This window comes from Arthrobacter sp. RT-1 (assembly GCF_003367205.1).
GTDB lineage: Bacteria > Actinomycetota > Actinomycetes > Actinomycetales > Micrococcaceae > Arthrobacter.
Window position 1 is genome coordinate 121627 of record NZ_QRGQ01000005.1, and the last position, 23097, is coordinate 144723.

Annotated in this window: 19 protein-coding genes; 13 read left to right on the forward strand and 6 right to left on the reverse strand. The window is 64.9% G+C overall.

Annotated elements, in window-relative coordinates; genetic code table 11:
* The first annotated feature begins 207 nt into the window (after positions 1-207).
* Entirely contained in the window at positions 208-783 is a 576-nt protein-coding gene (locus DXK94_RS06020) for a cupin domain-containing protein (protein WP_115524245.1), read from the forward strand.
* 105 nt (positions 784-888) lie between these two features.
* Here the strand turns inward: DXK94_RS06020 and DXK94_RS06025 are convergent, their stop codons facing one another.
* On the reverse strand, positions 889-1467 hold the full coding sequence (locus tag DXK94_RS06025) for an endonuclease domain-containing protein (protein ID WP_258868452.1): 579 nt from the start codon (positions 1465-1467) through the stop codon (positions 889-891).
* A gap of 410 nt (positions 1468-1877) precedes the next feature.
* On the opposite strand from DXK94_RS06025, the gene speB reads away from it, so the two are divergent.
* From speB to DXK94_RS06075, 10 genes are all read left to right on the forward strand, one after another.
* Positions 1878-2942, forward strand: coding sequence for an agmatinase (speB, locus tag DXK94_RS06030; protein WP_115524246.1), 1065 nt, complete (start codon positions 1878-1880; stop codon positions 2940-2942).
* 4 nt (positions 2943-2946) lie between these two features.
* A complete protein-coding gene (locus DXK94_RS06035) occupies positions 2947-4644 on the forward strand; it encodes a thiamine pyrophosphate-binding protein (RefSeq protein WP_115524247.1) in 1698 nt (565 codons plus the stop codon).
* A 157-nt stretch (positions 4645-4801) separates the two neighbouring features.
* Positions 4802-5275, forward strand: coding sequence for a MarR family winged helix-turn-helix transcriptional regulator (locus DXK94_RS06040; protein ID WP_115524248.1), 474 nt, complete (start codon positions 4802-4804; stop codon positions 5273-5275).
* A gap of 10 nt (positions 5276-5285) precedes the next feature.
* Positions 5286-6908 carry an MFS transporter gene (locus DXK94_RS06045; RefSeq protein ID WP_395928369.1) on the forward strand — a complete coding sequence of 541 codons (1623 nt, stop codon included), beginning with the start codon at positions 5286-5288 and terminating at the stop codon, positions 6906-6908.
* 150 nt (positions 6909-7058) lie between these two features.
* On the forward strand, positions 7059-8792 hold the full coding sequence (locus DXK94_RS06050) for an ABC transporter ATP-binding protein (RefSeq protein ID WP_115524250.1): 1734 nt from the start codon (positions 7059-7061) through the stop codon (positions 8790-8792).
* Positions 8789-10855 carry an ABC transporter ATP-binding protein gene (locus DXK94_RS06055; protein ID WP_115524251.1) on the forward strand — a complete coding sequence of 689 codons (2067 nt, stop codon included), beginning with the start codon at positions 8789-8791 and terminating at the stop codon, positions 10853-10855. Before DXK94_RS06050 ends, DXK94_RS06055 begins: the two co-directional genes overlap by 4 nt.
* A 215-nt stretch (positions 10856-11070) precedes the next feature.
* Positions 11071-11487 carry a thioesterase family protein gene (locus DXK94_RS06060; RefSeq protein ID WP_115524301.1) on the forward strand — a complete coding sequence of 139 codons (417 nt, stop codon included), beginning with the start codon at positions 11071-11073 and terminating at the stop codon, positions 11485-11487.
* Positions 11488-11550: 63 nt separating this feature from the next.
* Positions 11551-11808 carry a PLDc N-terminal domain-containing protein gene (locus tag DXK94_RS06065; RefSeq protein WP_115524252.1) on the forward strand — a complete coding sequence of 86 codons (258 nt, stop codon included), beginning with the start codon at positions 11551-11553 and terminating at the stop codon, positions 11806-11808.
* Between the two features lie 104 nt (positions 11809-11912).
* Positions 11913-14144, forward strand: coding sequence for an McrB family protein (locus DXK94_RS06070; protein ID WP_115524253.1), 2232 nt, complete (start codon positions 11913-11915; stop codon positions 14142-14144).
* The gene (locus tag DXK94_RS06075) at positions 14131-15360 is read left to right on the forward strand and encodes a 5-methylcytosine restriction system specificity protein McrC (protein WP_115524254.1); all 1230 of its coding nucleotides are present in this window, start codon (positions 14131-14133) and stop codon (positions 15358-15360) included. The genes DXK94_RS06070 and DXK94_RS06075 overlap by 14 nt, the downstream gene beginning before the upstream one ends.
* A 64-nt stretch (positions 15361-15424) precedes the next feature.
* Here the strand turns inward: DXK94_RS06075 and DXK94_RS06080 are convergent, their stop codons facing one another.
* Positions 15425-17080 carry a cell wall metabolism sensor histidine kinase WalK gene (locus DXK94_RS06080; protein ID WP_115524255.1) on the reverse strand — a complete coding sequence of 552 codons (1656 nt, stop codon included), beginning with the start codon at positions 17078-17080 and terminating at the stop codon, positions 15425-15427.
* A gap of 94 nt (positions 17081-17174) precedes the next feature.
* Here DXK94_RS06080 and DXK94_RS06085 point away from each other — a divergent pair, with 94 nt between their 5' ends.
* Positions 17175-17942, forward strand: coding sequence for a response regulator transcription factor (locus DXK94_RS06085; RefSeq protein ID WP_176156876.1), 768 nt, complete (start codon positions 17175-17177; stop codon positions 17940-17942).
* On the opposite strand, the gene DXK94_RS06090 is transcribed toward DXK94_RS06085, so the two are convergent.
* The 4 genes from DXK94_RS06090 to bioB form a co-directional block, all read right to left on the reverse strand.
* Positions 17915-18325: an Hpt domain-containing protein gene (locus tag DXK94_RS06090; protein ID WP_115524256.1), complete on the reverse strand. Its 411-nt coding sequence runs from the start codon at positions 18323-18325 to the stop codon at positions 17915-17917. The two genes, DXK94_RS06085 and DXK94_RS06090, sit on opposite strands and share 28 nt — an antisense overlap.
* 379 nt (positions 18326-18704) lie before the next feature.
* Entirely contained in the window at positions 18705-19139 is a 435-nt protein-coding gene (locus DXK94_RS06095) for a very short patch repair endonuclease (protein WP_115524257.1), read from the reverse strand.
* Positions 19140-19219: 80 nt separating this feature from the next.
* Positions 19220-19648 carry a pyridoxamine 5'-phosphate oxidase family protein gene (locus DXK94_RS06100; RefSeq protein ID WP_115524258.1) on the reverse strand — a complete coding sequence of 143 codons (429 nt, stop codon included), beginning with the start codon at positions 19646-19648 and terminating at the stop codon, positions 19220-19222.
* Positions 19649-20001: 353 nt separating this feature from the next.
* The gene (bioB, locus tag DXK94_RS06110; RefSeq protein ID WP_115524260.1) at positions 20002-21021 is read right to left on the reverse strand and encodes a biotin synthase BioB; all 1020 of its coding nucleotides are present in this window, start codon (positions 21019-21021) and stop codon (positions 20002-20004) included.
* Between the two features lie 207 nt (positions 21022-21228).
* On the opposite strand from bioB, the gene DXK94_RS06115 reads away from it, so the two are divergent.
* Complete coding sequence (locus DXK94_RS06115; protein WP_115524261.1) at positions 21229-22956, forward strand: cytosine permease; 1728 nt, start codon at positions 21229-21231, stop codon at positions 22954-22956.
* Positions 22957-23097 lie beyond the last annotated feature (141 nt).

Here is a 23097-nt window from a genome sequence, read left to right on the forward strand (position 1 = left end):
GCCGCTGCGAAAATTGGGGTGAGAGGGGGCTCTCGATAATTGCCCTATAGGCAACATGTGTTTTCCAAAGGTTAGGCTGTGACGGCAGTAACAGTCAAGGGGGAATTAGGTAGCCCGGACCGCGCGCCATGGAGGCGTCACAGAAGAGGCTGGCCATTAGTATTGCTCCAGAGTGGGGCCGGACTGCCGGCCATGAAAGGTTCGTAGATGAAGGCACTGCCAGTTGAGCCGAGCAACGTTCCGGTTGCCATTGGTTCCCGGATCCGGGCCGCCCGGCAGTCCCAGCGGCTCACCATTGAGCAGGTTGCCGATGCCACCGGGCTCACTAAGGGCTTCCTGAGCCGGGTGGAGCGCGACCTGACGTCCCCGTCAGTGGCCTCGCTGGTGACGCTGTGCCAGGTCCTTTCCATCTCGATCGGCGACCTGTTCGCGGCCCCGGAAACGCACTTGACCAAGCGCAACGACGGGCCGCGGATCTCGCTGGGCGGCCAGGGCATTGTGGAGCGGCTGCTCACGGCCCGCTCAGAACGGCGCATCCAGATCATCCAAGCCTGCATCGAACCGCACGGCCGCGGCGAATCCGAACTCTACGCTGTGGACTGCGACGTGGACGTGCTTCACGTGATCAAAGGCAGCATCCGCCTCATCCTCACCAACGAGCAGTACGACCTTGAGGCGGGCGACACCGTCACCTTCCCCGGCCGGGAGCCCCACACCTGGGTCAATCCCACGGACAAGCCCGTCGAGGTGCTCTGGGTTCTGGTTCCGGCCGCCAGCCGGTAGCGCCCCCCGCGTTGCCGTACGGTCCTGCCCGGTTTGCGGCCGGCACACCCGTGTTCCTTCCCCAAGTTCCCCGGAATGTGGGGCCTCCCAACATGGCGGGCAGGGTCAAGCCGGGAAGGAACGCACCGGTCCGGCGTCCAGCACGGCCCTGATTTCCGTCAAGACTTGCTCCGGGTGGAACCAGATGTGTTCGGGCATATAGCGGAGGACGGCGTAGCCGGTGACCGTGGAGGTGTTGTTGCGTTGCCGGTCCCTGAGCATGTCTGCACGCTTTGAGTGAAAAGCGAAGCCGTCAATTTCCACAATCAGGAAGCCGGCAAGCAGGAAATCCACGCGCCCAATTCCGGGCAGGACCACCTGGGCCTCATATCCGATGCCGTTGGTTCTGAACAGATGGTGGGCATCCACCTCCACGATGGACTCCGCCCGGAGGTCGAGGTCCCGCAGTGCCCGCAGGACCGGGCGGGAGCGGTCCCCGCGCAGTTGGGCTTTGAGCAGCTCAAGGGGAACGCCGTGCAGCCGGATAGCCGACGTCGCCAAAGCCGTGGACGACGGCGGAGCAAGGCACCCCAGGGCGTGCAGGGCCACGTCCTCTACGGCGGCGAGTGGCAGTACGGGATGCCCGTCAAAGCGGAGGGTCCGGTGCCGGACGAAGCCGCTGCCGTGACCGTGGTTGCATGCCAAGGTGCAGTCGCGACGGTGGATTTCGGAGCCACAGCCCGTAGTAGGCTGCAGCGCTGGCGCAAGTCAGCCTGCCGACGCCCCCGTTGCTCTTGAGGTACTCAAAGATGTCCATTCATCAATTGCAGGTTGCCCTGATTGGGCTGCGGAATGGGACAGTGGCGGTATGTGGACAGCGCTTTTGCGTGAGGGCTGTTCATTCCTTCCCGGTTCGTTTGGACGTCAACGGCAGGAGGGTGCGGGAATCTTTGTGTTTTCAGCTGAAGGCCAGGGCTTGAGGGTGGAGAAGCCGGGCAGGAAACGGGCAGGATTGGACCGAACCCACGAAGGTAAACACTTGGTGCGCATTAGAAAACCAGGGTGTATGATGGCAGTCACATCAGTTACTCGACTCCTTGAAGGAGAGGCCTCCATTGGAAGAGCTGCGCATCGAAGCCAACGGCAACCTTGGCCCCATCGATTCATCCCGTATTCCCCGCTATGCCGGTGCTGCCACTTACGCCCGCCTCCCGAGGCTGGACCAGGTGGCCAAGGCCGACATCACGGTGGTGGGCGTTCCCTTCGACTCCGGCGTCTCCTACCGCCCCGGCGCCCGCTTCGGCGCCAACCACGTCCGGGAAGCCAGCCGCCTTCTGCGCCCCTACAACCCGGCCTGGGACGTCAGCCCATTCGAAAACGTCCAGGTGGCAGACGCCGGGGACATGGCGGTCAACCCCTTCAACATCAACGAGGCAATTGAAACCGTCCAGCAGAACGCCCTCGACCTCACCGCCGGCGGCAGCAAGCTGGTAACCCTTGGCGGCGACCACACCATCGCCCTGCCCCTGCTCCGTGCCGCCGCCGAGCGGGCAGGCGCGCCGGTCGCCATGCTGCACTTCGACGCCCACCTGGACACCTGGGACACCTACTTCGGCGCCGAATACACCCACGGCACGCCGTTCCGCCGCGCCGTCGAGGAAGGCATCCTCGATACCGAGGCGATCAGCCACATCGGCACCCGCGGCCCGCTCTACGGCAAGAAGGACCTCGACGACGACCATCGCTTCGGGTTCGGCATCGTCACCTCCGCCGACGTCTACTACCAGGGCGTCCTGGAGACTGTGGCCAAGGTCCGCGACCGGATCGGCAACCGCCCGCTGTATATCTCCGTGGACATCGACGTGCTGGATCCCGCGCACGCGCCCGGCACGGGCACGCCCGAAGCCGGCGGCATCACCAGCCGCGAACTCCTGGAAATCATCCGCGGCTTCCGCGGCATGAACCTGGTGGGCGCAGACATCGTCGAGGTCGCTCCGGCCTACGACCATGCGGAGATTACGGGTGTGGCCGCCAGCCACGTCGCCTACGAACTGGTGACCCTGATGGCGGATAACGCTGTGCCGGGCGACCGTTTCGGGGCTGCCAGTGGATACGCTGCGCAGGCCCTTGGCCAGGAGGTCCGGCGGCCGGCCGGTTTTGCGGCAGCCGGCAAGGAGTAGCGAAATGATCGATTTCGATCCGGGAACGGCCGCCCCCACAAAGGGGACCGGCGCCCGTAACGGCGGGGACCTCGTCGTCGAAACGCTGGAAGCCCTGGGCGCGAAGACCGTCTTTGGCATCCCCGGCCAGCATGCGTTGGGCCTCTTTGATGCGATGGGCCGGGGCAACCTGCAGTTCGTGTCCTCGCGGGTGGAGAACAACAGTGCCTTCGCGGCGGACGGGTACTCCCGCGCCACCGGCGAAGTGGGGGTCCTGTTCCTGTCCACCGGCCCGGGCGCTTTGACCTCCCTGGCAGGCCTGCAGGAGGCCTACGCCACGGGTGTTCCGATGGTGGTGGTGGCCAGCCAGATTCCGCTGGAAGGCCTGGGCGCAAGGCGCAAGGGCATGCTGCACCAGCTCGATGACCAGAAGGCGTCGGCGGCGAATGTCACCAAGAGCCAGCGGCTGATCCAGCACGCCTCAGGCATCCCGTCAGCTATCCAGGATGCCTGGACGGAGGCCATTTCCTCGCCCCAGGGTCCGGTGTGGATCGAGATTCCGCAAAACGTGCTGCTGGATCCCATCATGGTTCCGCCCGTGGAGGACGCCTTGGCCGAAGCCGCGGACAACCCGCCCCGGGTGGAACTGGTGCGCGAGGCCGTGAAGTGGCTGGCAGCTGCCGAACGGCCCGCGATCATCGCCGGCGGCGGCACGCGGCGGGGGAGGGCGGAGAAGTCCCTGCTGTCCATCGCGGAGAAGCTGCGCGCCCCGGTGATCTGCACCCCGGGCGGCAACGGCGCGTTCCCCTGGAACCATGAGTTGTCCCTGCAGTCCTGGATCGAGGACCGCCACATGACCGATCTGCTCGAGGACGCCGATGTCCTGGTGGTCATCGGCTCGTCCCTGGGCGAGGTCACCTCCAACTACTTCACCTTTGCGCCCCGGGGCAAAATCATCCAGATTGACGCCGAACCGCGGGTCCTGGAGTCCAACCGCCCCGGCCTGGGGATCCGCGCTGACGCCGGCCAGGCCCTGGCAGCTTTGGACGAGGCCCTGGAGGTTGACCCTTCAGGAGCCAAAGCCAACTGGCACGGCACTGCTCCGGAAGAGCTGGTCAAGGAGTCGGTGGCGAAGGTCAGGGCACGCCTGGAGTCCCAGGACCTCGGCAAGGAACTGAAGTTCATGGCCGACATCCGCCAGGCCGTCCCGGCGGACATGCAGACGTTCTGGGACATGACTATTGCCGCCTACTGGGGCTGGTCCTGCTGGGACGCCCGGCAAGGCCAGTTCCACTCGGCCCAGGGCGCAGGCGGGCTGGGCTACGGTTTCCCCGCGGCCATCGGCGGTGCCGTCGGCCTGGAAACCGTGGGCAAGCCAGGCCGGGTGCTGGCAGTATCCGGCGACGGCTCCTCGATGTACTCCATCTCCGAACTGGCCACAGCCAAGCAGCACAACGTCCCGGTCACTTGGCTGATCGTGGACGACGGCGGCTACGGGATCCTGCGCGAATACATGGTGGGCGCCTTCGGCAAGGCCACCGCGACCGAACTCGCCAGGCCCGATTTCGTGAAGCTCGCAGAAGCCTTCGGTGTTCCCGCCACCCGGGTATCGCCCGAGGGCGTGGGGGACGCGCTGAAGGCGGGATTCGCCGCTGACGGGCCCAACGTCGTCGTGGTTGAAACGCTCCTGAAGATGTTCGCCCCCACGCATCTGGAAGCCTGACCAGAACTAAACATACGAAAGGACCCCGCCTCCAGCAAGGAGGCGGGGTCCTTTCGTATACCCGGCCCTTCAAGCGTGCCCGCGGGGGATAGTTTCCTAAAGCAACCAATGTGGGATATAGTTGCTTCAGGCAAACAACTGAGGAGTCCTTGGAGCCATGGCAGTAGCCCCTGATACGGCAGCCGATCTCGTGTACCAGATCTTCGACCTCCAGCGCGCGGTGCGGTGTATCGCCACGGCCAGCGTGCGGGGCCAGGACACCGGGGTGGCGCTCCAGGGCGTCCTGCGGTTCGTGGGGGAGGGGGAGTCCCGGGCCACCAAACTTGCGGAGCGGCTGGGCGTCAGCGCTCCAGTCCTCAGCCGCCACATCGCGGACCTGGAGGAGCAGGGTTTCGTGGTCCGGAGGCAGGATCCCGACGACGGCCGGGCGCAGCTGGTGGCCCTCACTCCGTCGGGCGCGGAGAAGCTCCGGCACATCGAGGAGCAGCGTACAGCCGTCCTGCAGGACTACCTGCGCGACTGGAGCGAGGAAGACGTCGGAGCCACGGCGAAAACCCTGCACAAGCTCACCGAATCACTCAAGACATCAGCCCGGGCAACGGCGGCCGGATCCACTAAAACCAGCGTTTAGGAGCATTCTTATGGCAAGCCAGACCGCCGCGCCGAATATCTCAACCCAGGCCGGGCCAACAAACCCCGCCGCGCCACCAGAGATGTCCCACCGGCAGATCATGGAGGCCCTCACCGGTCTCCTGGCCGCATTCTTCACGGCCATCCTCAGCAGCACCATCGTGGCGAACGCGCTGCCCACCATCATGTCCGACCTGCACGGCACCCAAACCGACTTCGCCTGGGTCATCACCGCCGCGCTGCTGGCCAACGCCGCCACCACACCCATCTGGGGCAAGCTCGCCGACCTCTTTAACAAGAAGGTCCTGGTCCAGCTCAGCATCATCATCTTTGTGGCCGGTTCCGTCATGGCCGGCCTCTCCGAAACCATCCCGCTGCTGCTGGTGGCCCGCGTCATCCAGGGCGTGGCGATGGGCGGCCTCACGGCCCTGGCCCAGGCGATCATCGGCACCATGATCCCGCCGCGGAACCGCGGGAAATACTCCGGGTACATGGGCGCCGTCATGGCCGTGGGAACCGCCGGCGGCCCGCTGCTGGGCGGCTTCATCGTGGACAGCCCGCTCGGCTGGCGCTGGACGTTCTTCGTCTGCGTGCCGCTCGCCGTCGTCGCACTGGTCCTGCTGCAGGTCACGCTCAAGATCACCCATGTGCGGCGCCCGGCCAAGATCGACTGGCTCGGTTCCATCCTGCTGACCTCCGGCGTTAGCCTCCTCCTGATCTGGGTCTCCTTCGCCGGCAACCCCGCCTACTACGACTGGATCTCCTGGCAGTCCGCCCTGATGGTGGGCGGCGGCGTCCTCCTGCTGGCCCTGCTGGTGCTGGTGGAGTCCAAGGTGGAACAGCCCATCATCCCGCTCAAGATCATCTCGGAGCGGACCACCGCACTGGCCATCCTCGCCTCAGTGGCGGTGGGCGTCGCGATGTTCGGTTCCTCCACCTTCCTGGGCCAGTACTTCCAGGTTGCCCGCGGGGCCACGCCAACGGAGGCCGGCCTCCTCACGCTTCCCATGATCGCCGGCAACCTGGCCGGCTCGGTGGCCTCGGGACTCCTGATCACCCGGACCGGCAAGTGGAAGGGCTACCTGATTGCCGGTTCCATCCTGCTGATCGGCGGACTTGGGCTCGCAGGAACTATGGACCACACCACCGAACTCTGGCATACCGGCATCTTCACCGCCGTCCTGGGCCTTGGCCTGGGCATGCTGATGCAGAACCTCGTCCTGGCGGTCCAGAACACGGTCCGCGCCTCCGACATCGGCACGGCCAGCGCCTCGGTTGCATTCTTCCGGTCAGTAGGCGGCGCCATCGGCGTTTCCGTCCTCGGCGCCGTCCTGGCCAACCGCGTGAGCGGCCTTGCCACGCAGGGACTGGCCGCCGCCGGGATTCCCGTCCAGGGCGGCAGCGCAGGCAGCAGCATGGACCTGGCCCACATGCCCGAACCCGTGCGCGAGATCATGCGGGCCGCGTACGGCGACGCCACGGCCGAAGTATTCCTGATTTCCGCGGTAGTGGCTGTGGTGGCACTGGTGTCCGTGCTGTTCATCAAGGAAAAGCCGTTGCGCCGCACGGTTGACATCCAGCCTGCGCCGGCAGCAGAAAGTACGACGCCGGAGCTTGCCTCCGCAGGAAAGTGACCCGCCGGGGTACGCCCCTCGGATGATCTTTCCGCAGGCTGTTTGACGGGCGAAGGGAGTTTCGTAGAGTGGGAAGGCTAGGGATGTCAGCCCCGGCTGTTACTACTTAACCTTCCTGCTCCACTCACTCATCCCTAAGGATCCGCGGGCATGCTCCTCACCCTCATCAAGAGGTTTTCCAGGCCGTACATGCCGTATCTGGTGGCCGTCATCGTGTTCCAGCTGGCGTCCACCATTGCCGCGCTGTATCTCCCCAGCCTGAACGCACAGATCATTGACGAAGGGGTTTCCCGGGGAGACACCGACTTCATCTGGCGGACCGGTGCCGTGATGCTGCTCGTGGCGTTCGTCCAGGTGGGAACGGCCATTGCCGGCGTCTACTTCGGTTCAAAAACGGCCATGGCCCTGGGCCGGGACCTGCGGCGCGCGGTGTTCCGCAAGGTCACCAGCTTCTCCGCCAAGGACGTTAACGCCTTTGGTGCCCCAACCCTGATCACCCGCGGCACCAACGACGTCCAACAGGTCCAGATGCTGATGCTGATGGCCCTGAACTTCATGGTGGCCACGCCCATCATGTGCATCGGCGGCATCATCATGGCGCTGCGGGAGGACCTGAACCTCTCGTGGCTGGTGTGGGTTTCGGTCCCCCTCCTGACCGTTGTGGTGGGCTACCTGGTGGTCCGGCTGATGCCCCTGTTCCGGTCCATGCAGAAAAAGATCGACCGCATCAACGCGGTGCTGCGCGAACAGATTATCGGCATCAGGGTGGTCCGGGCCTTTGTCCGTGAACCGTACGAAACGGAGCGGTTTGGGGAAGCCAACGGGGAACTCACCGATGTGTCGCTGAAGATCGGCGCCCTGTTCGTACTGATGTTCCCGGCTATCAGCATGATCCTGCACCTGTCCACGGCAGCGGTGCTGTGGTTCGGCGGGCAGCGGGTGGATTCCGGCGAGATGCAGGTGGGCGCGCTGACGGCCTTCCTGCAATATCTGCTTCAGATCCTGGTGGCGGTCATGATGGGCACCTTTATGGCCATGATGATCCCGCGGGCTTCGGTCTGTGCCGACCGCATCGGCGAGGTGCTCGACGTCGAGCCCTCCATCCACGATCCCGAGGAGCCCCAGGCTCCGGCGTCCCTCACGGGCGTGGTCGAGTACCGCAACGTCACCTTCGCCTACCCGGGCGCCGAGTCACCGGTATTGAGCAACATCAGCTTCACCGCCAAGCCCGGCCAGACCATTGCCATCATCGGCTCCACCGGTGCGGGCAAGACCTCGCTGCTGTCCCTGCTACCCCGGCTGTACGACGCCGCCGAGGGCGAAGTGCTGCTGGACGGAGTGCCCGTGGGCCTGCTGGACCGCGCCGAGATCACCAAACGCGTGGCACTGGTACCGCAGCGGCCCTACCTCTTCTCCGGCACCATCGAGCACAACCTCCGCTTCGGGAAGACCGAGGCAACGGACCAGGAACTCTGGGACGCGCTCCGGGTCGCCCAGGGTGAGTCGTTTGTCCGGGAGAAGAAGAACGGCCTGAACGCCAGGATCGCGCAGGGCGGAACCAACGTCTCCGGCGGCCAGCGCCAGCGCCTGTGCATCGCCCGCGCGTTGGTGACCAAGCCCAGGGTCTACCTGTTCGACGACTCCTTCTCCGCACTGGACGTCGCCACCGACGCCCGGCTGCGCGCCGCGCTCAAGGGCACCACTGCGGACGCCACCGTCATCATCGTGGCCCAGCGGGTCTCCACCATCACCGAGGCGGACCAGATCCTGGTGCTGGACAACGGCCGGATCGTGGACCGCGGAACACACGAGGAACTCCTGGAAACCTCACCCACCTACCAGGAAATTGTTGAATCCCAGCTGAGCGTGGAGGAAATGGCATGAGCCCCCGTAAAAAGGACTCCACGCCCATCGCAGAAACCGGCCCCGGATCCACGGACCCTGCCGAGGCGGGGTTGGCCGACGAGGACGAATTCCTCGAAGAGGAGTACAAACCCTCCGAAGCGGACGGGGACATGTTCGGCGGGATGCCCGCCAAGAAAGCCGAGCACTTCTGGCCCTCCGCGAAGCGGCTGATGGGGCTGCTGAAGCCCGAGGCTCTGGGCATCTACGTGGTGGTGGCCATGGTGGTCGTCGCTGTCGTCCTGAACGTCATTGCGCCGAAGATCCTTGGCCAGGCCATGGACGTCATCTTCGCCGGAGTAGTGGGCAAACAGCTCCCGGCCGGCCTCAGCAAGGACCAGTTTGTCGACGGGCTGCGCCAGCAGGGGCAGGACAACTTCGCGGACATGGTCTCCCGGATGGAACTGGTACCCGGCACCGGCATCGACTTCCAAAAGCTGTCCTTCCTGATCGCCATCGTCCTGTTGATGTACTTCGTGGCCAACATTTTCCTGTGGCTGCAGGGCTACGTCCTGAACCGGATTGTCATGAAGGTGATCCGCCGGCTCCGCGACGACACCGAAAAGAAACTGAACCGCCTGCCCCTGAACTACTTCGACACCCGGCAGCGCGGCGACGTCCTCTCGCGGGTGACCAACGACGTCGACAACATCCAGCAGGCACTACAGCAGGCGTTCGCCCAGCTGATCAACTCCCTCCTGACCGTGGTGGGCATCGTGGTCATGATGTTCATTGTTTCCTGGCAGCTGGCCCTCATCGCACTGGTCGCGCTGCCGTTGTCCGGTGTGGCGGCGGGCATGATCGGCGTGCGGAGCCAGAAGCTCTTCGCAGCCCAGTGGAAGAACACCGGCGGGCTGAACGGCCAGATCGAGGAATCCTTCTCGGGCCACGACCTGGTCAGGGTCTTCGGCCGCGACGCCGACATGCTGGAACGGTTCGAGGAACGCAACGAAGCCCTCTACAAGGCAAGCTTCGGCGCCCAGTTCGTCTCCGGCATCATCTTCCCGGTGATGCAGTTCGTCTCCTACCTCAGTTATGTGGGCATCGCCGTGGTGGGCGGCCTCCGGGTTGCGTCGGGATCCATGTCGCTGGGCGATGCCACGGCGTTCATCCAGTACTCGCGTGAGTTCACCCAGCCGCTGGGCCAGATGGCGGGCATGGCCAACATGCTCCAGTCCGGCGTTGCCTCCGCTGAACGGGTGTTTGAGTTCCTGGATGCCGATGAACAGGACGCCGAGACGGCCACCGAGCACCTGCCACCTAAGACTGACGGTCACGTGGACTTCAAGGAAGTCACCTTCAGCTACACCGAGGACCGGAAACTCATCGAAAACCTGTCCTTCACCGCAGAACCCGGAAACACCGTGGCCATCGTCGGGCCCACCGGCGCCGGAAAGACAACCCTGGTGAACCTGGTGATGCGCTTCTACGAGCTCAACTCCGGCTCCATCACCCTGGACGGAGTGGACATTACCCACCTCAGCCGCTCCGAGCTCCGCTCCAAGGTGGGTATGGTGCTCCAGGACGCCTGGCTGTTTGGCGGATCCATCTACGACAACATCCGCTACGGGAACCTGGACGCCACCGAGGAACAGGTCATGGCCGCGGCCAAAGCCACCTTCGTGGACCGCTTCGTCCGGGCCCTGCCCGAGGGCTACAACACCATCATTGACGAAGAGGGCAACAACGTCAGCGCCGGCGAAAAACAGCTCATCACCATCGCCCGTGCCTTTGTGGCCAACCCGTCACTGCTGATCCTCGACGAAGCCACCAGCTCCGTTGACACCCGCACGGAGCTCTTGGTCCAAAAGGCCATGGCGGCGCTGCGGACGGACCGGACCAGCTTCGTGATCGCGCACCGGCTTTCCACCATCCGCGATGCTGACACCATCCTGGTCATGGAGGACGGCCGGATCGTCGAGCAGGGCAACCACAAGGTCCTCCTCGCCGCCCGCGGCGCCTACTACCGGCTCTACATGTCCCAGTTCGCCGGAGCCGACGCCGGGGACGTGCCGGTGGATGATGCGACGGCGGTACACAGTTGAGCGCGCAGGTGGACAATGTACAGTCCTTGGACAATGTGCGGCGCTGAGACGACGTAGCGAACTGAAACAACGTGGAGCAAGCAGACACAATGGAGCAAGTGGACACCGTGGATCAGGTAGACACAGCGGAGCAGGTAGACACAGTGGAGCAGGACAGGCACGCGCGGCAGGACCACGGGAAGCACGGACACCGGCGCATTGAGGTCCTGGTACCCATGCGCTGGGGCGACATGGATGCCTACGGCCACATCAACAACGTGCAGATCGTGCGGATGCTGGAGGAAGCCCGGATCGGGGCCTTCGGGCCTCCACGGGGAGCGGGACTTCCCGGCGTCGAGCCGCAGGTGTCACTCTTCAACGCCGTCCCGGACGGGACCATGGCGCTGGTGGTGGACCACAAGATCCGCTATGTCAGGACCCTTGAGTACCGCAACGTCCCGGCCGTGGTCCAGGTGTGGATCGGCGCCGTCAAGGGCGCCAGCTTTGACATCCACTACCTCGTCAAGGACCCCGTGACCGGGGAGGACTGCGTCAAGGCCAGCACCCACCTGGCCTTCGTGGACGAAGCCACCGGCCGCGTGCAGCGGCTGACTGCCGAACAGAAGGAACGGCTGGCTCCGTACACGCACTAAGCCACTGGACAAGACTCCAGCGGACAGACTGGACTGGAAGCACCCGAACGAAAGGAATCCCAGATGGCCAAGAACAAGACCAGCGCTGCCAGGAAGAAGAAGACCTGGAAGGAGATGTCGCCGTCGGCAAAGGCCGGCACCATTGTGGTGGGCATCGCCCAGATGTCGCTGCTGGTGGCTGCGCAACGGGACATCTCCCGGCGGCCCGAGGCTCAGATCAACGGGCCGAAAGCGGCGTGGCGGGCCGCCTCCTTCATCAACTTCATCGGCCCCATGGGCTACTTCATCTTTGGGCGGAAGCGGGGTACCCCCGGCGTCTAGCAACAGGAAACGGGCGGGCGGCCGGAGGTCAAAAGGTCCCCGCGGGACTGCCCGTCCAGCGACCGTTGAGCCGCCGCCCAGCTTGACCCTGTAAATTTGAATCCATGACCCCCGCCTCCACTGCTGCCATGACCCGCGCCCTCGGCATCTCACGAGAGATCGAAGATGCGGCGTGGTTCGTTCTGGGGCCAGGGCTGCAGGGCAAACCGTCGGCCCTGGACGGCAGGACGCTGACCTGGACGTCGGAGGCCGCCGCCGAACTCCTGGACCGGCTGGAACGCGGGACGCCGGACCCCAAAGCGCCCATGATGACCAACCTCCGGCAGAACCTGGACGGCGCGTCCCGCGAGGCGAAGCAACTGGCCGTCGAGCTGCTCTTCCTGCAGTCCCTGCCCCTGGCACACGAGGTGAAGTCCCTCAAGGTCAAGCGTGCCCGGGTAGCTGAGGCCGCTTCATGGCTTGAACCTCCGCTCGAGCTGCCTGACGAGCTTTACCAGGGCATGACGGACCACGGAGTGATCCGGGACCGCACTGCAGAGTTCAACTGGACCATCTGGGACCACCTGAAGTGGCTGTGCCGTTTTGTGCAGCACGTGGACCAGCAGCCGCCGGCACAGATCACCGGCGCCCTGCAGGACCCGCTGAAGTTCCACCGGCTTGCCTCGGCCACGCCGGGTGACCAGCCGGCCATCCGCCGCAGCATCGAGTTCCTGGCCTGGCCCAGCTACTTTGAGCCCGTCGTCGCGGATATTGAGCGGCAGGAAATCCGGGACGCTTTCGCCTCCCTGGTGGGCGGGGCCAAGGGGGACAGCGAAGACGACATCACCGCGGACATCCACCGCATCCGGCTGCACCTGGATGAACAGGCGGGCCAGCGCATCGACTGGTACGCCCGGCAGCTGGTCAGCCAGTGGCGCAAGGTGGGAGACCCCGGACACCGGGCCTGGCTGCTGCGGACGCACGGCGACAACACCGAACTGCTCACTGCCTGGCAGGGCGAGGAAAAGGTGACCCTCGACGTCGAGCACCTCCGGCTGCTCAACCCGGGCGTCACCGCGGGAGTGGTGCAGCACGCCGTGGACGAGGACTACAAACACCTCGGCTACGTGGAACGCGAGGACACCAAAACCGCCGTCTTCGCCTTCCTCACCGTCATGAAGCCCGGGGACCTGGTCCTGTACCAGCACGCCGGCACGGTGCGGCTGGGCGGTGTGCTCGGGGAACCCGACTACAACGATGACAACCGGCGCCTCCGCCGCAAGGTCCGCTGGTTCGATGAAGGACATCCCACCACAAGCCTGCCCCGGCACGTGCAGCGGCAGCTGGCCACCGCCGGCATCGTGGTGGACGTCACTCGGGTGGCGCAGGCGCTGCAGGCCCTCCTGCCGCCCGAAGCGGAAGCCGAGCCGGACAGTGATGCCGAAGCCGCCGTCGTCGTGCCTCCCGTCCAGGAGGGATTCCGCCCGCTGACCCCGGAATTCGCAGACTCACTGCACATGGAGCTGGAACCGCTGCAGGAGATCGCGGACCTGCTGGAGGAGAACCGGCAGTTGGTCCTCTACGGCCCTCCCGGTACCGGCAAGACCTACCTGGCGAAGCACCTGGCAGCCGAGCTGGCTGACGACACCACCGACGAGCGCGTCAAGCTGGTCCAGTTCCACCCGTCCTACGCCTACGAGGACTTCTTCGAGGGCTACCGGCCGGACAAAACGGACGAGGGCCAGGTGTCCTTCAAACTGGTGGCCGGGCCGCTGCGGCGCCTCGCAGAAGAGGCCGCCAAGCCCGGGAACGAGAAAAAGCCGTACTTCCTCATCATCGACGAGATGAACCGCGCCAACCTGGCCAAGGTGTTCGGCGAGCTGTACTTCCTGCTGGAATACCGCGACGACCGGATCTATCTGCAGTACAGCCCGAACGAGCCGTTCACCCTGCCGGACAACCTGTACATCATCGGCACCATGAACACCGCGGACCGGTCCATCGCCATGATGGACGCCGCCATCCGCCGCCGTTTTTCCTTCATCGAACTGCACCCGCAGACCGAACCGGTGAAGGGCTCATTGCTTCGGTTCCTGCAGGCCCGGGAGCTGGACACCACCCCGGCGCTGCTGCTGGATGCTTTGAACAGCGCCATCGACGAGTGGGACCGCGACCTGATGATCGGCCCGTCCTACTTCATGAAGCCGGCCGCCCAGACTCCGGCGGGGCTGCGCCGGATCTGGAGGTACGAGCTCATGCCGCTCCTGGAAGAGCACTACCACGGCCAGCTCACCCGGGCGCAGCTGGAGGAACGCTTCGGGCTGGACCAGTTGCTGGGACGCCTTGCAGCCGGGTAGCTCCGGCCCGTCCCTGCGGCACCTGGTCCTTGATGAGCTCTCCCGCGGAATGGTGGAACGGCTCGACCCCGCCAGCGCCTCCTTCCTGAACTCCAGCGGCCTGGCCAAAGCCTCGCCGATGGGCATGGGGCTGTACCGAATCGAGCCGGTGGGCAAGGTGGGTTCCGTCCGAACGCCCACCGTGCAGCTGGACGTCCGTCCCAAGGACCGGCTGGGCCTGAGCCGGCTCCTGTTCCTGCTCAGCTACGCCGGCGAGCAGGGCTTCAGGCCGGATACCGTGGCGGCCGTCGAGGACCGGGATTTGTGGAGCGCGCTGGCCGAATCCTTGGCGCAGCTTGCCGAACGCGCCCTGGGCCGCGGCGTGCTGCAGGGTTACCTCACCGTTGATGAGTCGCTGCGGACCGTCAAGGGGCGGATCCGGATTTCGGACCAGATCTCCCGGCGGCCGGGGATGCTGGTGCCGCTGGAAGTCTCGTATGACGAGTTCACCGAAGACATCGCCGAGAACAGGATCCTCCGCGCGGCACTGGAACGGATGGGCCAGATCCCGCGCGTGCGCCCCGAGGTGCTGAGTCGGCTTCGCCTGCTCAAGGGAAAGCTCGACGCCGTCACCCGCCTTCCAGCAGGCGCTCCGCTGCCGCCGTGGAAGCCCACCAGGATGAACCTCCGCTACCACGCGGTGCTCCGCCTGGCCGAGCTGATCCTGCGCAATGCGTCGGCGGAAGCGGGGGAGGGCAGGCAGCAGACAGCCTCGTTCGTGGTGGACATGAACCAGGTGTTCGAGGACTTCGTCGGCACCGCCCTGCGCGAGGCGATGGCGGCTTACCCTGGGGAGCTGCGGCTGCGGTACAACGCGCTGCTCAGTGAAGCGGTACGGGACACCGACAGGCTGTTGGTCCGCCCGGACGCGGTTCACCTGCTGGGCGGCCGTCCGGTGGTGGTGTACAACGCTAAGTACAAGGCAGCCACCGATGCCGGGGCTTCCATGACGGCTGACCACTACCAGATGCTGGCCCACAGCACCGCACTGGCAGTGCCCACCGCCTGGCTGGTCTACGCCGGAACGGGCGAGATGAAGCTCCGCCGCATCCTCAACACGGACATCGACATCGTGGAGTTTCCGCTGGACCTGTCCATGGCACCGGCCGACATCCTCGCCTCGGTCCGCGATCTTGCCCGGCAGTCCTGGGGCGAGGTGGTCCGGCAGGCCCGGTGATTGGGCGCACCGGTGATTGAGCCTGTCGAAATCCAGGTTCCAGCAGATGCGACACTGGAGATGGCTAGACCGGAACCCTGAAGGTGAACGTGGTGCCCTGGCCCAGTGCGCTGTCCACCTCGATGGTCCCGCCGTGCGCTTCGACGATCGCCTTGCTGATGGGCAGGCCCAGCCCCACTCCGGGGATGGCGGTGCGCCGGACGCTGCTGGTGCGGAAGAACTTGGCGAACACTTCAGAAGCGTCTTCGGGGCTCATCCCCATGCCGGTGTCCGTGACGCGGCATGCCAGGTGCCCGTTCTCCTGAGCCAGGGACACCACGACGTTTCCGCCGTCGGGGGAGTACTTGATCGCGTTGGACACAAGGTTGTCCAGGACCTGTGAAATCCGGGCGCCGTCAACATGGGCTTCCAGCCGCTCCGGCGTCTCTGCAGCCAGCACCACCCCGGACGCAACGGCTTTCGGCGTGGCCGACGAAACGCTTGCCCGCACAAGTTCCGCCACGTCCACCGCGTGGGGAGTGACGATCAGCTGGCCGTTGCGGCTGGCGAGCAGGTCGGAAACCAGGGTGAGGAGCCGTTCCGAATTCCGGCGGATGATCTCGAGCATCTGCCGCTGGGACTCCTCCGGCTCGTCGCCGAGCAGGATCTCCACGTAGCCCAGGATGGACGTCAGCGGGGTCCGGAATTCATGGGAGACGCTGGAGACGAAGTCGTCCTTGGCGGTCAATGCGTTCACCAGGTCCGTCACGTCGCTGAAGGCGATCACGGAACCGGCGAACTTCCCGTCGGCGTCCTTCATGGCCCGAGCGGTGGTCACAAAAGCCCGCTGCTCCTTTTCCGCGCCAAGCCACACCAGGTAGTCGGTGAAGGTTTCGCCCAGGACGGCACGGCGGACCGGGCGCTCCTGGACGGGAACCAGCGTCTTGCGGTCAGGCCCGAACACGAGCAGCTGGGACTCGTTGGGGTCCGCGATGTCCTTGGGCCGTGCCAGCTCGTGGTTGGCGCGCTGTTTCCGGTTCATCAGGATGTCATGGCCGTCGGCGTCCACGGCGAGCACGCCCAGGTGGACCGTGTCCAAAACTGTGTTGAGCAACGACTCCTGGCGCTGGCTGGTGAGCAGGTTGGCCTGCAGCTGGGCGTCCTTCTCCTCCAGTTCACGCTGCTGCCGCATCATGCTGAGCGTCAGGACACTGACGGACACACCGATGCCCAGCATCATCACCGGCAAGAGCAGGGAGCGGGCAAAGTCCTGCGCGGTGAAACTGCCTTTCAGGAGCAGCGGAACCCAGATGATGGCAAGCGGTGCAAGGAAGGAAAGCCACAGGGCCAGGCGGGGGTAGTAGCCGGAGGCGCACCACCAGATAACGGGAAACACTGCCAGGAGGCTGATGCCCGTGAGGCTCTCCTGCCCGCCTTCCCGGCCGAAGGCGATGGAGACGAAGTCGAGCAGGGGGATGACCAGGAAGCTTGTGTAGGGCAGGCGGTCCCAGGGGACCAGGTAGCACAGGGCCATGAGGACCGGCTGCGACACCAGGAACGTGAGAAAGAACGGGTTGTTCATGGTGGCCGGGAAGAACGCCCACATCAGGAAGGCTGTCAGCAGCGTGGTCACGAAGAGCGGCATCTGGCTCATCGCCACCCGGTCCTTCAGCCGGTATTCATGGAAGGGCCGGCGGAAAAACCGCAACTTGCCCGAGGACCATGCTGTGGGACTAGTCATGGCGTGACGACTTCGGGGACAGGGTGTGCAGGGCCATACCAGCAGGATATCCGCAGGCCGCTATACTTCTGACGTTGGCTGCTGAGGGGACGCTATGAGTGATGCACGTGTGGGACTGGTCATCGAGGATGACCATGACATCCGGGAACTGGTTCGCACGGTACTGACCCAGGCCGGCTTCGACGTGACGGTGGCCAGTACCGGCGCCGAAGGCGTACTGATCGCCAAGCACCTCAATCCGGACGTCATCACCCTTGATCTGGGGCTGCCGGACATCGACGGTTTTGAAGTGTCGCGGCAAATCCGCGAATTCTCCGACGCCTACATCGTGATGCTTACGGCCCGCACCGAGGAGCTGGACACCCTGATTGGGCTTGAGTCCGGCGCCGACGACTACCTCACCAAGCCGTTCCGCCCCAGGGAACTTCGCGCCCGCGTTGCCGCGATGATGCGCCGCCCCCGCTCCGTCCCGGATGCAACAGACACCTTCTCCGTGGAGGCAGCAGCCGAGGGCCACGGACATCCCGAGCGTGGGAACTTCAGCCACAACGGCCTGGAACTGAGCTACGCCTCCCGCACGGTGGTGGTTGACGGCAAAGAGATGAACCTGACCCGCACCGAGTTCGAACTTCTCCACGCCCTGCTCGAGGCGGGCCGGACCGTCCGTACCAAGGCAGACCTGGTGCGCCGGCTGCGGGACGAGGATTACGACGTCGGCAGTTACATCAGCGAGGCCGACGAACGGTCCGTCGAGGTCCACATGGGGAACCTCCGCAAGAAACTTGGGGATTCGCCGCAGCAGCCGCGCTGGCTGCAGACGGTCCGCGGCGTAGGCTACCGCCTGGCACCCGGAGAGCACTGAACCTGCAGCCGGTGCATGGTCAACCGGCTGCATTGGTTGATGGGCCGCAGGAACGTCGCCGCCAGCCTGGGCAGGACGACGGCGGCTTCCGCCTCACGTGCCTCGGTGCGGATTTCGCCTTCCAGGTCCGTGGCCAGGCCGGCAAGCCGCTCGGCGCCCACCATCTGGCTGGATGTCTTCAGGCTAAGCACCGCGTCCACCGCGCCCTCCAGGTCTCCGGTGGTCAGGGCAAGCCGCAGGCGGCCGATCCGTTGCGGCAGGCACTCGATGAAGTTCCCCACAAACACCATGGAGTACCCTTCGTCCTCCTCCAACTCTTCACGGAGACGGTTCAGGACGGACTGGTCCACCAACGGCCGGGAAGCATCATCTGAAGCGCTCATGAGGCTCCTTTCAGCCGGGGAATGCCACTCCGGGAACAGTGCGGGTGGGTGGGGCATGTGCTCTTTCAGGTTAGGTCTGCTGCCTCGCGGTGGCTGGTTTTCCGGCGAGAATTGTGGGTTTCTTGATAAGGCTGTGGGTTTCAGCGCCACCACGTAAGACAGGGTTTTTTGCACCCGGAAATTGGTTGCAGGCACCGGCCGTCAACACGGAGCGGGACACCTTGTGGCACGGTCCGGGGCGGTCTTGGCCCGGGAGCTGGCTGGCAGGAAGGGATCGCACTGCTCCGGACTGTCGGTGGGGAGGTCCGCCCTTTGGGACGACGGGTTCATCCTTCCGCTCCACTATCAAGAAGCCCGGCGGCAAAAGCCAAAGATTGCCTCAAGATGGCTGGCGGCCCTCCAGGAACTCCACCAAGTGGGCTTCCAGCGCCGAGCCGTCCTTGAGCTCGCACTCCCAAACGGTGAGGACTTCCCATCCGGCGTCTTCGAGCTGGCGGCGCTGGCCGGCGTCACGGTCCCTGGTCCGGGAGCGCTTGGCTTCCCAGAATTCCGCGTTGGCTTTGGGGGCGTGCTGGCCCACGTGGCAGTCGTGGAAGTGCCAAAAGCAGCCATTTACGAAGATCACCTTGCGCCGACCTGCGAACACCAGGTCCGGGTTGCCCGGCAGCCTGCTAGCCCCGGAACCGCCGTGCAGGCGATAGCGGTAACCCTTGGCATGAAGCAGCCGGCGCACCAGCAATTCCGGCTTCGTGTTCTTGCCCCGGATCCGGGACATGTTCCAGCTGCGCTGCTCCGGAGTGAGCTTGTCCGCCATGCCTTAAGTCTAGGAGCGGGAAAGTCCAGGAGCGTGAAGTCCAGGAGCGGCCAGTCCAGGAGGCAGGCGGCTCGCCGGAGTCAGCGCTCCGGCTCCTCGCCAAGCTGGAAGTGCCGGCCGCTCACGGACAGCGGCTCGATTTCCACATAGAAATCCTTCAGGGTCGGAACCCAGGACTTCAGCCCCAGCCCTTCCACCGCCGCAAGCTCCGCCGAATTGCTGAGCACCCGGGCCTTGCCGCGGAGCACCACGGACCAGGCTTCGTCAGAGGTGATGCCGTCCGTTTCGAAAAGCACTGTGGCGTTGATGGTCAGCTGGGCCAGCTTGTTGCCCGGTGCCGTCCGCAGGTACACCTTCCGGCCCGACGTCACGTAGTTCACCGGGAAGATGTCCGGCTCGCCGGCGACGGAAACCACCAGCCTGCCGTGCTGCGTGCCCTCAAGGAGGCGCCAGGAATGCTCATCATCGAGTTCCAGGACGGGATTGCCGTCTGCATGTTCAAACATCATGCCGCCATTCTTCTACGTAAGGTAGAAATATGCCAGAGGGTGTTGGACGCCGCGCGCTGGATGGACTGATGCTTCTTCCGAACGTGCCTTCCCCGGTGCCGGGTGGGCCCGTCAGGAGGTGGTGGCTCCATGCCGGGAGCACTGCGCCCACCAGTCCAACGGGGAGACCTGCACCTTGAGCCGCCTTCCGCAGCACACGCAGAAGCGTGGAGGTTCCAAGTGCAGCCGCGCCGCGCACTCCAGGTGGAGGTCCGACGGCGGTGCGCCCACGCCGTCGTACGCTTGCCTATTGAGGATCCCGCCGCAGAGGCCGCAATGCTGTGCTTCGGGGTCCGACGCTTGAGGGGCGGTGCTCATAAGGTCTTCTGGAGTTCCTTGATGGGCATGTTGAGGTCCACCAGGAGGTTGAGGTCGGCGGTGGCAGGGCGGCCGAGGGTGGTGAGGTAGTTGCCCACGATGACGGCGTTGATGCCGCCCAGGAGCCCTTCGCGCGTGCCCAAATCGCCGAGGGTCAGCTCGCGGCCACCGGCGTAGCGCAGGACCGTGCGGGGCATGGCCAGCCGGAAGGCGGCGATGGCGCGGAGGGCGTCCTTGCCGTCCATGATTTCCTGGTTTTCGAGCGGGGTTCCGGGGCGGGGGTTGAGGAAGTTCAGTGGAACCTCGTGCGGTTCCAGGGCCGCGAGCTGGGCGGCCAGCTCGGCCCGCTGCTCGAGGGTCTCGCCCATGCCGATCAGGGCTCCGCAGCACAGCTCCATGCCGGCGTCCTTGACCATGGCGCAGGTTTCCAGCCGTTCCTCGTAGGTGTGGGTGGTGACCACCTTGGGAAAGTAGCTGCGCGCGGTTTCGAGGTTGTGGTTGTAGCGGTGGACGCCCCAGCTGGCCAGCTGGTCCACCTGCCGCTGCGTGAGCATGCCCAGGGAGCACGCGATGTTGATGTCCACCTCCTCGTTGATGCGGTCGATGGCGAACTTGATCTGGTTCATGAGTTTGATATCGGGACCGCGGACGGCGGCAACGATGCAGAACTCGGTGGCTCCGGTGGCGGCAGTTTCCTTGGCCGCCTTCACCAGTTCGGGAATGTCCAGCCAGACGCCGCGGACAGGGCTGTCGAAGACGCCGGACTGGCTGCAGAAGTGGCAGTCCTCGGGGCAGCCCCCGGTTTTGATGGAGATGATGCCTTCCACCTCGACGTCCTCGCCGCAGTGGCGGAGGCGGACCTGGTGGGCCAGCTCCAGCGCAGCCGGGAGTGCCTCGTCCGGGAGGCGGAGGATGTCCACCAGTTGGGACTCGGAGAGCCCGATGCCCCCTTCGAGTACCTGCCGGCGGGCTGTCTCGAGGATCGGGTGGTCCACAAGTTCCGGGTGGGTCGTCATTGCTGGTCCTTTTCGCTGAAGTTCTCTTCCTGACGGTAGTTCCGTGGTCCGTGGCCGTTTTTGTGGAATGGCCACAACGCGCGGCTGATGGTTTTGTTGACAGGATCAGTCAACACTTAACGCCGTGGAAACAGTTCCGTGACCGGGCTGTCTTTCCGGCTGGATAGCGTCGCAGCAGACCAATCAAAGACGAAAGCGACGCACACAATGACCAATGACACAGAAACGACGCAACTGCTGGAGCCCACTTCACCGCCTGGTGCCGCCGTCGTCGGAAGCGCTTCGGCGACAACGACGGCGGGCAACGCCGCGGCACTCAACGCCACCAAGGAGAGCCTGGAGGACTATACGCTCCGGTTCGCTCCCCGCTCCTACCGGAAGTGGAGCGCGGGCGTGGTGGCAACCAGCGCTTTGGGCGGGATCGCATACCTGGCCGACTTCTCCATCGGGGCGAACATCGGGATTGCGTACGGGACGGTCAACGCGATCTTCGGGATCCTGGTGGCAGCGGTGATCATCTTTGCCACCGGATTTCCGCTCTCGTACTACGCAGCGCGCTACAACATCGACCTCGACCTGATCACGCGCGGCTCCGGCTTTGGCTACTACGGCTCGGTGGTCACCAACGTCATCTTCGCCACCTTCACGTTCATCTTCTTCGCGCTGGAGGGCTCCATCATGGCCCAGGGGCTGGAAGTTGGACTCGGGATCCCGCAGTGGCTGGGGTACGCCGCCTCCACCGTGATCATCATCCCGCTCGTCATTTACGGCATGAACACGCTGGCCAAGCTGCAGGTGTGGACTACTCCGTTATGGCTGCTCCTGATGGTGGTGCCTGTGGGCTATCTGCTGCTGTCCCATCCCGAGAGCATTAACACGTTCTTTGCCTACACCGGGGAATCGGGCGACGGCGGTCCCAACCTTGCCTCCGTGATGCTTGCCGCTGGCGTGTGCCTGTCCCTCATGGCGCAGATCGCCGAGCAGATTGACTACCTTCGCTTCATGCCGCCGCGCACGGACGCCAACCGCGGGGCCTGGTGGCGCGCGGTAATCCTGGCCGGGCCGGGCTGGGTGATCTTCGGTGCCATCAAACAGATCGTCGGCCTGTTCATTGCCATCTACCTGATCGCGACGCTGGATCCTGCTGCGTCTGCCACCGCAAACGAGCCGGTGCACCAGTTCCTTGGCGTCTACCGGGAGATGATGCCGGCGTGGCTGGCCATGACGCTCGCGGTGGTGCTGGTGGTCATTTCGCAGATCAAGATCAACGTCACCAATGCCTACTCCGGCTCGCTGGCGTGGACGAACAGCTTCACCCGCATCACCAAGACGTATCCGGGCCGCATGGTGTTCGTGGTGGTGAACCTGGCGATTGCGCTGGTGCTGATGGAAGCCAACATGTTCGACTTCCTCAACACCATCCTTGGCTTCTACGCGAACTGCGCCATGGCCTGGGTTGTCACTGTGGCGTCCGATATCGCCATCAACAAGTACCTCCTGAAGATCTCGCCCAAGGTGCCCGAATTCCGGCGGGGAATGCTCTACGCCGTGAACCCGGTGGGCTTCGTGTCCATGCTGGTGTCCGCGGGCATCTCGATCGCGGTGTTCTTCGGCGCGTTCGGTTCCGCAATCCAGCCGTATTCGCCGATCTTCGCGGTGGGGCTGGCTGTGGTTCTTCCGCCTCTGCTGGCTGTTGTGACTCAGGGGCGCTACTACCTGCGGCGTACCGACGACGGCATCGACCTGCCCATGTTCGACGCCGACGGGAACCCCAGCGACGCCAAGCTCCTGTGCCACGTCACGGGCATTGAGTTTGAGCGTCCGGACATGGTGCGCTCTGCCCAGGACGGGCCCGACGGCGGCCGGCAGTATGTTTCGTCTCTCGCCTTGTCGACGGACAAGACGGGGGAGTTGGTGCTGCCGCCGCAGAAGTAGCTTCTTCTGAGGGAGCCCTTTTTTCGGGATAGGGAAAGCCGGTGCCTGTTTGCCGCCGGCTTTTCCTGTGACTTTTCCTTGGCTTTGTCCGGGTGGTAGAACCGGAAGCGGGTGCCTGTGGATAAGTTTGATCGGTGGATT